The following is an 11533-nucleotide window of genomic DNA, read 5'->3' on the forward strand; positions in this document are numbered from 1 at the left end:
ATCTTGAGCAGGTCCTCGGCATGGACGCCTTCGAGATCTCGACCATGCTTATGGTCTACGGTGCGCTCTGTCTGCCCTCCAATATCCTGTGCAGCTAGATCAACGTATGCTTTGGCATGAAGGCCCTGTTCGAGACGCTTATGCCCCGCGGCGTCACCGTCAACTGGGCCTCGAGCGCAAACTTGCCCTCGCCCACTGCAACCTTTGTCGTGTGCATACCCATGGGATCTCCTGTCACCCGCGATGTACCTGAGACCATCTTCACCTGTATTGCGACTATACAGGCAAGCTCGCCATGTGACAAAGAAACTGTCCCTTTGCCACATTCTGTTAGAGTTGCAGGGATTGAATCCCGCTTATTTATGCGACATTGGAGTGACAACCTTGGCCGCCGCAACCACGCCTAAATGTAAGTCAACCGCCGCCGCGCTCTCCCCCGCGCGCAGCAAGCTCTGCCTGGCGCTGCTCGTGCTGTTGGGATTCTCGCTCGGCTGCTCCGAGTTCGTGGTCATCGGCATCGAAAGTGACTTGGCGACGGAACTCGGCGTATCGCTTGCCACAGCGGGCCAGCTCATCAGCGTGTTTGCGCTTGTCTACGCTATCGCGACGCCGGTGCTCGCGCTCAGCACGGGGCGTTTTCGCCGCTACCAGCTGCTCGTGTGCTATAGCATCGTCTTTGTGCTCGGCAACCTAGTCATGGCACTAGCGCCCAACTTCCAGGTGCTCTTTATCTCGCGCATCATCTTGGGCTCTGTCTCGGGCGCGCTGCTCGCCGTGGGCGTGACGTACATCCCCGAGCTGCTGTCCCCGCGGCAAACTTCGCTTGCCATCTCGGTGGTATATGGTGCGTTTTCCGTGGCAATGGTCTTTGTCACTTCGATCGGCAAGTTTGTGGCCGACACGCTCGATTGGCACGTGGCCATGTACGGCACGCTTGCCTTTGCCGTTCTGATATGCGGAGCGCTCGTGATGTTTATGCCGCGCGCCGGACAGACCGACGAACCTGCCACCTTTCGCGAGCAGGCGGGTCTGCTATGCGAGCCGTGCATCATCACCGGCATGCTCATCTTTTTGTTTGGTGTGGGCTCGGTCTACGTATTCTACGGCTACGTTACGCCTTATCTTGAGCAGATGCTGGGTATGGGCACTGTTCAGGCGAGTACCACGCTTATGGTCTATGGCGTGTTCTGCCTGATCTCGAACATCCTGGGCGGATGGATCGATGCGCGCTTTGGCATGAAGGCGCTGCTTGTGACGTTTGTGCTGCAGGCTTCAGCGTTACTCGGGCTGTTTGCTGTGGGCGGCACCATGCCGCTCGCACTGGTCTTTGTCTTTAGCTTGGCGCTGCTCATGTACCTGTTCTCGGTGTCGTGCATCACGCACTTTATGGACGTGGCACGCAGCCGCCATCCCAAGTCGATGGTACTCGCAAGTTCGGTTGAGCCCATGGCGTTTAACGTCGGCATTTCGTTTGGCACCGCGGTGGGCGGCGCCGTGGTAAGCAGCGTTGGCATTGCGTACGTGGGCGCAGTGGGCGCCGCGTTCTCGCTTGTGGCCTGGGCCCTCACGCTGGTGACGATTAAGTTGGCTCGCTGGGAGCGTCGCCGCGGGTAGCGCAATTGCAGCCAAAAGCCGCAGCACCGCCCGCCATCTTTTGACCGCCTGGCGTTCGCTCCCGCAGCCGTGCAACACGTCGCCTGCCGCCCAAGTCAGTATCTTTCCCGGCGCTATTTAACCACGCAAAACGCATCCTGTTAAGATTATCGCTATCGTTTTTCGCAATCTGAAAATCGATAGAATCGCAGGTAGAGCTTTCGTAGTCTGAAATGGTCAATCCACACGAAAGGGGTTTACCACATGGACAAGAAAGCAGTTGTAATCGCCGGGGCCGGCAGCACCCACACCCCTGGCATCATCCAGAGCCTATTGCAGAAGAAAAACGAATTACCGCTGCGCAAACTCGCCCTGTACGACATCGACGAAAAGCGCATGCATCTCGTCTACGACATCATGAAGCAGTTCATCGAGCAGGAAGCTCCTGACATCGAAGTTGTCGTGACGACCGATCCCGAAAAGGCATTCACCGATGTCGACTTCGTCTTCGCGCAAATCCGCCAGGGTGGCCTTCAGATGCGTCGCCAGGACGAGCGCATCCCTCTCAAGTACGGTTGCGTGGGACAGGAAACCTGCGGCGCCGGCGGTTCGATCTCCTATGGCATCAGGTCTATCCCCGGCGTCTTCGACCTCGTACGCTACGCCAAGAAATACAGTCCAGACGCCTGGATCCTCAACTATTCCAACCCCGCCGCAGTTGTCGCCGAGGCCACGCGTCGCGAGTTTGGCAACGACCATATCCTTAACATCTGCGATATGCCCACGGCTATCTTGCTCTCGTACTCTAAGATGCTTGGACTTCCCAGCTGGCGCGATATCGACCCCATGTATTTTGGACTCAATCACTTTGGCTGGTTTACCAAAATCTACGACAAGCAGGGGCGCGATCGTCTGCCGGAGCTTCGTCAGATGATTCTCGAGCACGGCATGGCCGTGAGCGACAAGCATCACAAGGACAAGGACTGGATGCACACCTGGGGTCAATACGTCAAGATTGTGAAGGACTATCCCGAGTATCTGCCCAACAGCTACCTGCAGTACTACCTGTACTCCAAAGACATGGCAGATGACATGGACCCCAACTGGACGCGCGCCGACAACGTCATCAACGGACGCGAGAAGGAGATGTTTGCCGAGCACGACAAGTACCTGGCAGATCCCGCCAATTACAAGAGCCCCGTACAGAGCTTCACGGTCTTTGGCGACTTTATCGTCGACGCAGCCGCCTCTATCGCCTACAACAAGTGCGAACGTTATCTCGTAATCGTCGAGAATAACGGCGCCATCCCCAATCTGCCCGACGACGCCATGGTCGAGGTTCCCGCCTACCTGCGCTCTTGGGGCCCCGAACCCATCAGCCAGCCTGCTATCCCCACCTTTTACAAGGGGCTTATCGAAGAGCAGAATGCCAGCGAAAAGCTCGCCGTCGACGCATATTACGAGCATTCCTACCAGAAGGCGCTCGAAGCCATCGCAATCAACAAGACCGTCCCTTCGACTACCGTCGCGCGCCAAATCCTCGACGACCTGATCGAAGCGAACGGCGATTATTGGCCGACCCTGTCCTAACTCCCCGCGCATCGAAGGAACATCATGAAAGAAAGCAAGCTCTACACCGAGTTCCAGAGACTCGGCAAGGTGCTCATGGCGCCGGTCCTCCTCCTGCCCGTTTCCGGCATTTTGGTCGGTCTGGGCTCCGCCCTTTCCAATGCTAACCTCATCTCGCTCTGCCCGTTTTTGGGCACCGAGCCGATGGTGATCTTTAGCACGCTCATCAAAGCAGCCGGCAACGTTATCAATGGTAACATCTCGGTTCTCTTTGCGATCTGCATTGCCTACGGTTACGCCAAGGCCGAGAAGGCGACCGCCGCACTCTCAGGCTTCATCGGCTACATGACCATGAACACGATCATGGGTCAGCTGCTTATCCTGCTGGGCATCATCGATCCCGCCAACCTGCAGACCGGTCAGAACGCCATCCTGGGCGTAACCACACTCGACACCGGCGTATTCGGCGGCATCATCATCGGCTTGGTAGTCGCGTGGATCCACAACCGATTCTATAAGGTGCAGCTTCCGCCGGTGCTCGGCATCTTCAACGGCACACGCTGCGTCCCCGCCCTCACCGTCGTTTTCGCGAGCCTGGTGGGCGTTGCGCTCGCCTTCGTGTTTCCGTTTGTGCAAACCGGCCTAAAGGCCGCCTCGACACTCATCGATTCCACCGGGGTGTTTGGCGCGTTCATCTATGGCTTCTCCGAGCGCATGCTTCTGCCCTTCGGCCTGCATCATTTCATCTACCTGCCGTTTTTCTTCACTTCTCTGGGCGGTAGCATCCAGGTTGACGGCCAGACCGTCGAGGGTGCTGTCAACATCTACAACGCCATGCTCAACACGCCCGGCATGATGTACGACATCGACATCTCAAAATACGTCATGAACGGCAAGGTGCTGTTCGCCATGTGCGGCCTGCCCGCGGCGGCGCTCGCCATCTACCACTGTGCCCGTCCCGAGAATAAAAAGAAGGTCGGCTCCCTCATGATCGCCGCCGTCATTCCGGCCGCCATCATGGGCATAACCGAACCGCTCGAGTACTCCTTCCTCTTTGTAGCGCCCGTACTCTATGTGGTCCACGCCCTGCTGTGCGGCATCGCGTATGTACTCACCTACCTGGTACAGTTCAATGTGCCCGGGCCTTCCGCCTTCGGCGGACCGCTCCTCTCGTGGATCTTCAACGGCATCATGAACGCCGACAAAGGCTCCAACTGGTTCTGGCTTATTCCGCTCGGCATCGCTTACTTCGGGATCTATTACGTGCTGTTCCGCACCTTTATCAAGAAATTTGACCTCAAAACCCCGGGCCGCGAGGATGATGACACGCAGGCAGCGGATGACACGTCGGCCATCGACTCCAAGGCACCTGTCCAGGTAAGCGACCTCATCCCGCAGATCGTGGATGCCGTGGGCGGCGCCGATAACATCTCGGGCGTCAACGCCTGCTTCACCCGCCTGAGGCTCAGCCTCAAAGACACCGCCCTGGTCAAGGACGATAGCGTCTTCACCAAAAACCTCGGCGCCAGTGCCATCGTGCACGTTGGCGGCGGCGTTCAGATCGTTTACGGCAATAAGGCTTCTGTCTACAAAGTCGAAATGAGAGAATACTTGGGCATGGAATAAATCCGTCCCATAGCTTCACCACAATGCTCCGGAGATGGCATATCCGCTCCGGGGCATTATTGTTTGGAGTGATTTGAATGTCGATGTACGAGGTCTATTCGAACCTCAGGTCTTGTATCGAAGACGTCGAGAAGGGCGGCAGCCTTGACGCCCACATCGCACTCTACGCCCTTTCCCATCACGACGAGGTCCCAGAGCTCTCAATAGAAGAACTTGCCCGCGCATGCAATACATCGCCCGCGACCATCTCGCGCTTCTGCAGGCGCGTAAACGGCTCGAGCTTTCGATCGTTCAAAGAGCAAGTTGACGACTTCAACGCTTGGCTCCAGCGTGAGACAACCGAGACAAGGGCTCATAAGCAAATCGATATACCCTGGTATTTCGATATCGTAGAGACCTCTTTGCTTGAAACAAAACGCCTGCTCACTGAGGATCGACTCGAGCGGGCCGTTGACTGGCTTCTCGATGCGCAAAATGTCTACGTATACGGAAGCTCATTCTCCAATCTCGTCGCCCGCTCACTCTGCGAAAAGCTGAGCCGCGTAAACCGACTGTGCTTCTCATTTGGCTCCGTCAAGGGACAGGAGACGTCGCTCTGTCTGCTCCAACCCGACGATCTAACCGTCTTTGTATCGTTCTCAGGGAAGACGAGCCATATCTTCAATCTTTACGTTGAGGCCAAGCGGCGAGGTTGCCGCGTTATTTGGATATCGAGCAACATGGCATTCGATAACAACGGGGCACGTGAGCTCTTGCTACCCGTAAGCGCGGAGTCACTCAGCGAGTACTCGACCGCCCTGGTAGAGGGCATGAGCCTACAAAGCGCGGTTAACGCTCTGTATATCAGCTGTGCAAATCGACTTCGGGCGCAGCGCTAGCCGCAAACACGCTAGGACCGAAAAGAACGCACCTCACCATCGCAAGGCTTCCGAATACACGATAGGCAGTGCCAAAAGAGAGCAGCAAGCGCATCATGTACTTGCCCATTCGCCCCAAAACAGCACAGGTCGGCGCCCGATTGAAGAATCGGACGCCGACCTGTATTAATCTTGATCGTGTGTTTGGGGCGTTTATTCCATACCCAGCAGCTCGCGCATCTGGGTTGCGTAGTTAGATGCCATGTTGCCGTAGACAATCTGCACGCCGCCGTTAACATGCACGATGCCACGCGCTTCGAGCTTTTCGGTAAACTCGGCGTCATCAACCACCTTGTCACAGTCATTGAGCTGGATGCGCAGACGGGTGAAGCAGGCCTCGACAGACTTAATGTTGTTGTCGCCGCCCACTGCCTCAACGATGGCGGGAATGAGGTCGCTGATCACGGTCTTGGGAGCCTTTTCGGCCTCATCGCCAGACTCTTCCTCACGGCCAGGGGTCTTTAGATCCTTCTTAAGAATGATGAACTTGAAGACGAAGTAGTACACCACGAAGTAGATGGGGCCGAGGAACAGGATAACCTGCCAGTTGGAGCCCTTGGCTGCACCCATAATGCCGTTAAAGATCAACGACAAGAGCGGGCCGCCAAAGGATGCGGAGCCGGCCACGTTGAACTGCAGGATATAGGTCAGCGCATAGGCAAGACCAGCCATGAGAGCGTGGAACACGTAGAGGATGGGCGCGATAAACAGGAAGGAGTACTCGAGCGGCTCGGTAATGCCGGAGAGGATGCAAGGCACCACGATGGCAATCATGAGCGCTGCGGTCTTCTTCTTGTTCTTGGGAAGCGCCGTCTTGTAGAAGGCGAGTGCAGCACCGGGCAGGCCGAACATGGCGAAGATAACCTTACCGTTCATGACAAAACGGCTGACCTCGATGTTAAACGGCGTGCTAGGAGAGCCCAGGATCGCGTTGTAGATATTGATAGCGCCCTGAACGGTCTGGCCGTCGATGGTCTCGACGCCACCGAGCGACGTGAAGAAGAACGGTAAATAGACAAAGTGATGCAGACCAAAAGGCAGGAGCATGCGCTCGCCAGCGCCGTAGACAAATGCACCAAAGGCACCCGTAGTCTTGATGAACTCGGACAGCGCACCGAGAGCGTTCTGGATAAACGGGAAAACAAAGGACATGACCAATGCGAGGACACTGCATGAGAGCAGCGTTACCGCCGGGATAAAGCGCGTGCCGTTGAAGATGGAGAACACGGCAGGCAGCTCAATCTTGTAGTAACGGTTATGCAGCCATGCGACGATTGCACCCACCAGAAGACCGCCGATAACGCCCGTGTCGAGCGTGGTGATACCGAGGATCGTGCTCTGGCCCGTCGTAAGATTGGCGGGATCGATAACGCCAGTCGCCGTGAGGAACGTGCCCATCACGGAGTTCATGCACATGTAGCCCAAAAAGCCACAAAGCGCCGCGGTAGCCTTCTCGGACTTGGCGAAGCCATAGGCGAGACAAATCGAGAAGATAACCGGGATGTTGCTCATAACGATGCCGGCTGCGGCCTTAAGAATCGAAAAGAAAATCGCAAAGCCCGGAGCAGCAAGCCAGGGAACAGCCGCCGTAAGGGTGGGGCTGGTAAAGGCATTGCCAAAGCCCTGAAGGATGCCGGCGATTGGCAGGATCAGGACAGGCGTCATGAGGACTTTGCCCAGGCGCTGGAACTTTGCCAGCAGCTCATCTTTGTTCATGGGATACCCCTCTTAAAGAAACGGGGCGTGCAGCTCTACAACCCACACGCCCCATAACAGTTACCAAACGCTATGGAACTAGCTACTTAAGCTCCGGCCAGTAATCCTTATTGGCCTCGATGAGCTTATCGAGCACCTTACGCGCCTTCTTTGCGTCACCGACCAGACGATTAAGCGTGAGTGCCTGCAGGGCCTTCTCGTAGGAACCCTCCATCCAAGCCTCAACAGTCAGGCGCTCATAGGCGTACTGGTTCTCCATAAGACCGCGATAGAAGGTGCCAATCTTGCCAACAGCATAGGGCTGCGGGCCATTGGCGCCCACGCTTGCCGCGACCTCGACCATGGCGTCATCGGGCATACCCTCGATAATGCCGTTGTTGGGCACGATGACAATGAAGGTCTTATTGGTGTTGCGATAAATGGCCGAGGTGATTTCCACGATCATATCGCCATGAGCATCGTTCTGCACAACCGAGGAGTTCTTTGCGGTGCCGACTTTGGCAACACGCTCGCACTCGGCGAACACGCGCTTCTCACGACCGTTGATAACCTCGTCGGAGCGAGTGTAGTCGGGGTCGAGGTGAGCGACCTTGTACTCGGGATACAGATAGTACTGCAGATAAGTGTTGGGCAGATAGTCGGGGAAGTCCTCGAGCATGTCCTTGACCATGGCGTAGGTATCAAGCCAGGACTGGTCACGCTGCTCGGCATCGGCAGGAAGGAAGCCGTTCTTCTCCGTGTACTCCTTAATCTGCGGGACGAGGTCATGGCCCTCTTCATCGTAGATGTGCTTGAACCAACCGAAGTGATTGAGGCCAAAGTACACGGGCTCCGTCTTGCTCATATCGCGACCGAGCAGGCGACCGTAAGAGCGCATGAGGTTGACAGGCTGGTCGCAGATGTTGAGAACGCGATGCTCATCGGGCAGGACGCGCTCGAGACCATATGCCACAATAGCAGCCGGATTGGTGTAATTGATAATCCACGCCTCCGGGCTATGGGCGCGAACGTCGTTGACGATCTCAACCATGTCATGCATGGAGCGCATACCGTAAGCCATGCCGCCAGGGCCCACCGTTTCCTGGCCGATGATTCCCATATGCAGCGGAATCTTCTCGTCCTTGCTACGCATCTCGTAGCCGCCGGTACGAATCTGGCAGAGCACAAAGTCGACGTCGGTGTAAGCCTCGTCCTTATCGGTGGTGTAACCAAACTCCACACCGGGCTCCTCTTCGGCGAAGAGGATCTTGCCAAACTCGCCGATCGGACGCTGGCGCTCGGCATCGATGTCATAGAGCATCACGCGGTTCAGCGGCAGAATGTCCATGTGCTTGGTCAGGGCTTTAAGAATGCCAGGGCACCACGTGGAGCCGCCGCCAACGATCACAATATTGAGCTTATCCTTCATGTTCCGTCCCTCCAGGGTTGGCTGATCGGTGTTCTCGAAGACCTTGGGCTCCGCGGCTGTCCTCGGCTTGCTTCGTTTCGATTGGTATTTTGCGACATAAGGTCATTTGCAAGTCCCCGTGTGGGCCAATGCGAAACGGGGACACATGATTTCGCTCACGACACAGATATGTGTAGGCAGACACGCGCGTTTGCCCAGTTCATGGGCAATAGGCAATCTTGACCGATTACCGATTTCTCACCTGGCTACACAAAGCGGTACCATATGTACGGCGAGGTGCGAGGGGCTGAAACATCTTATGAAAGATCAAGAATCTTTTTATGATCATGTGCGAGCTGGCGAGAGCAAGCTCAACGATCTCGAAAGCGAGATCATGCGCTACATCATCGAGCTGCGTGATGATATTGACGATGTCACGCTTAAGAGCGTTGCCGAACGGTTCTTCGTCGCTCCCAATACAATCGTCAGGCTTGCCCACAAGCTTGGCTTCTCGGGGTTTACGGAGCTCAAACAATCGTATTCCGCCTCGCTCGATCGCAATCGATTCACTATCGAGGCACTTCCTCTTGATACCCAGCTCGTACAGACCAAAGATCTGCTTAACGACCGGGTCATCGATTCGGTTGTGAGTCTTATCCAGGACGCCTCGCATATCGTGTTCTTCTGCTCGGGCTTTTCGAAATACCCGTGCCTCGAGATGGCTGAAAAGCTCAAAATAATGGGCAAGAATACCGACACGCTCAGTGAACGCCACGTCATGAGGCATTACGCAGAACTCCTCGGCAAAAACGACCTGGTCTTCAGCGTTTCCGTAAGCGGCGAGACGCAGGTGTCTATTGACGCCACATCGATAGCCAAAACGCGCGGGTGCAAGGTCGTCACGCTCACCGGCTTTTCTCGAAATTCCCTCTCGAAACTAGCCGACTACCCCATCTACACCGTGCAAAAAGAAATCCGCTTGGGCAGCATGGACCTCGACAGTCGATTGATGTTCTATTACGTTTTCGAATTGATATTTGAGCGCTACTTCAAACTGGCCAAGAAATAAAACTTGGCATGCGCCCGGCTTCGACTCTTTAGCAGCCTTCTATATGAAAGGTATCGCCCTATGCAACGCGTACTGTTTATCTGCCATGGGAACATCTGCAGATTCAGAAAAATGCCTAGCTAGTTAGGATCCCGGCGAACCATATCGCGTACCTTACGACGTTTTTACGACTTTGAGCCCCGATGCGATATTGCCGTGATGGAGAAAAGCAACTCCTTTCGCCTTTCCCCAGTAGCTGAAGAACGGAGAATCGAGCATAAGCATTCCTTTCCGGTCGTCTCAAACCTCTGCAATTTGGAGGGTAAATCGCGAAAGCTAATATCTCAAACACCAGAAAAATCAAGTCGATGACCTCGCTCAACATTCACGATGCCCACCATCGCATGCTAGTTACAAGAAGCGGATGCACTAGTATTCTTTCAATCGACTTGCAAACCCCTTCAAGCGTCCAACGCAATGGCGTGCTTTCAGACGCAACGCCTCCTTGCGTCCGCATTATTGCTTTGTTAGACTCTACGGAAGAATTCAGCGCAGGCCCATATGCCAAGCCAGCGCCCCGGAAAGGAAAAGGATTCGTGAAGCTGTAGACGATACATATCGACGCCAATTTGCAAATTGCCATCTATCCAAGAATAAATCTGGCTGCACATTTGTCGTATCGTCTTTTCACTGATCCTCGTATATCCTAAACACTACCTTTGCGAGCATTGCCGTCGACTCATTTTCTTTCAGCTTGACTCGAGTCGACGGGCGTTCACGTTGGTCGGAACGAGCCAATCAGAGCATATGCGGCAAAACGCGGCCTCCCATGCCGAGGAGGCACAATGTCAAGAACCAATTTGAACAGCTCCACCACCCTCGTTCTTTCCCATATTACTTATGCATATCCTGGCAGCGCAATGCCCGCACTCGACAACGTGTCGGCGACATTTGCCCCCGGCTGGCACGGCATCGTCGGAGACAACGGGTGCGGGAAATCAACTTTCGTCCGCATTGCGTGCGGACTTCTGATTCCAGATCGCGGCGTCGTTTCACCGCGTCTCGTCTCCGCATATTGCGCGCAAGAAGCCGGAGTCGAACCGCCCATGCTCTTCGATTTTGCGTGCGACTTCGCCCCGGCGACCACGCACCTCAGAAGGATGCTCCGCATCACCGATGATATGCTCTGGCGTTTTTCCGAGCTCTCCGGTGGCGAGCAGAAGAAAATTCAAATAGCCGTCGCGCTTTGGCAGAATCCCGATCTTCTGGCAATGGATGAACCGACTAACCATGTGGACGCAGAATGCAGAAGGCAGATTTGCAAAGCACTCGCCGAGTACAAGGGTATTGGCCTCCTCGTCTCGCACGACCGTGCGTTGCTCGACTCCTTGGCAAAGGACTGCCTGTGCTTTGAGTCGGGGCACGTCACCATGCGCCCCGGCAACTACTCCCAAGCTCGCTCGCAGGCGAATCTGGAGCGCGAAAGCGCGGCGCGGGCCAAATCGATTGCGCGATCCGAAGAAAAGCGCATGAAGGCTGAGTATATCAGGCGCGTTGAAAACGCCTCACGGTCCGCATCCAAGAGAAGCGCCCGTCATGTCGATCCGAAGGATCACGACGCGAAAGCACGAATCAAACTCGCCATTCTCACTGGCAGAGACGGCGTTGCGGGCAAGC

The 11533-nt window shown here is 55.6% G+C and carries 9 protein-coding genes; 6 read left to right on the forward strand and 3 right to left on the reverse strand.

The window, feature by feature from the left end:
• Nucleotides 1-94: 94 nt before the first annotated feature.
• The gene (locus ACQRAP_RS06460; RefSeq protein WP_427795183.1) at nt 95-223 is read right to left on the reverse strand and encodes a hypothetical protein; all 129 of its coding nucleotides are present in this window, start codon (nt 221-223) and stop codon (nt 95-97) included.
• A 152-nt stretch (nt 224-375) separates the two neighbouring features.
• On the opposite strand from ACQRAP_RS06460, the gene ACQRAP_RS06465 reads away from it, so the two are divergent.
• From ACQRAP_RS06465 to ACQRAP_RS06480, 4 genes are all read left to right on the forward strand, one after another.
• The gene (locus ACQRAP_RS06465) at nt 376-1614 is read left to right on the forward strand and encodes an MFS transporter (protein WP_427795184.1); all 1239 of its coding nucleotides are present in this window, start codon (nt 376-378) and stop codon (nt 1612-1614) included.
• A 243-nt stretch (nt 1615-1857) separates the two neighbouring features.
• Nucleotides 1858-3183, forward strand: coding sequence for a 6-phospho-alpha-glucosidase (locus ACQRAP_RS06470; RefSeq protein WP_089573123.1), 1326 nt, complete (start codon nt 1858-1860; stop codon nt 3181-3183).
• Between the two features lie 24 nt (nt 3184-3207).
• A complete protein-coding gene (locus tag ACQRAP_RS06475) occupies nt 3208-4788 on the forward strand; it encodes a PTS transporter subunit EIIC (protein ID WP_427727686.1) in 1581 nt (526 codons plus the stop codon).
• Nucleotides 4789-4865: 77 nt separating this feature from the next.
• A complete protein-coding gene (locus tag ACQRAP_RS06480) occupies nt 4866-5666 on the forward strand; it encodes a MurR/RpiR family transcriptional regulator (RefSeq protein WP_156600897.1) in 801 nt (266 codons plus the stop codon).
• 192 nt (nt 5667-5858) lie between these two features.
• On the opposite strand, the gene ACQRAP_RS06485 is transcribed toward ACQRAP_RS06480, so the two are convergent.
• Nucleotides 5859-7421 (reverse strand): PTS transporter subunit EIIC, encoded by a 1563-nt coding sequence (locus ACQRAP_RS06485; RefSeq protein WP_427794056.1) that lies wholly within the window; start codon nt 7419-7421, stop codon nt 5859-5861.
• Nucleotides 7422-7503: 82 nt separating this feature from the next.
• The gene (locus ACQRAP_RS06490) at nt 7504-8829 is read right to left on the reverse strand and encodes a 6-phospho-alpha-glucosidase (RefSeq protein WP_089573127.1); all 1326 of its coding nucleotides are present in this window, start codon (nt 8827-8829) and stop codon (nt 7504-7506) included.
• A gap of 298 nt (nt 8830-9127) precedes the next feature.
• Here ACQRAP_RS06490 and ACQRAP_RS06495 point away from each other — a divergent pair, with 298 nt between their 5' ends.
• Nucleotides 9128-9877, forward strand: a complete 750-nt coding sequence (locus ACQRAP_RS06495; protein ID WP_117757480.1) for a MurR/RpiR family transcriptional regulator — start codon at nt 9128-9130, stop codon at nt 9875-9877.
• A gap of 824 nt (nt 9878-10701) precedes the next feature.
• Nucleotides 10702-11533 (forward strand): ATP-binding cassette domain-containing protein (locus tag ACQRAP_RS06500; protein WP_427795185.1); only part of this gene is annotated, 832 nt, incomplete at its 3' end.

Origin of the sequence: Collinsella sp. SGI.180 (genome assembly GCF_050313455.1) — a bacterium.
In the GTDB taxonomy this organism is placed as follows: Bacteria; Actinomycetota; Coriobacteriia; order Coriobacteriales; family Coriobacteriaceae; genus Collinsella.

Bases quoted from the DNA above. Each gene is read 5' to 3' on its own strand.
- ACQRAP_RS06460 (WP_427795183.1), bottom strand. From the start codon at position 223: ATGGGTATGCACACGACAAAGGTTGCAGTGGGCGAGGGCAAGTTTGCG.
- ACQRAP_RS06470 (WP_089573123.1), top strand. From the start codon at position 1,858: ATGGACAAGAAAGCAGTTGTAATCGCCGGGGCCGGCAGCACCCACACC.
- ACQRAP_RS06475 (WP_427727686.1), top strand. From the start codon at position 3,208: ATGAAAGAAAGCAAGCTCTACACCGAGTTCCAGAGACTCGGCAAGGTG.
- ACQRAP_RS06480 (WP_156600897.1), top strand. From the start codon at position 4,866: ATGTCGATGTACGAGGTCTATTCGAACCTCAGGTCTTGTATCGAAGAC.
- ACQRAP_RS06485 (WP_427794056.1), bottom strand. From the start codon at position 7,421: ATGAACAAAGATGAGCTGCTGGCAAAGTTCCAGCGCCTGGGCAAAGTC.
- ACQRAP_RS06490 (WP_089573127.1), bottom strand. From the start codon at position 8,829: ATGAAGGATAAGCTCAATATTGTGATCGTTGGCGGCGGCTCCACGTGG.
- ACQRAP_RS06495 (WP_117757480.1), top strand. From the start codon at position 9,128: ATGAAAGATCAAGAATCTTTTTATGATCATGTGCGAGCTGGCGAGAGC.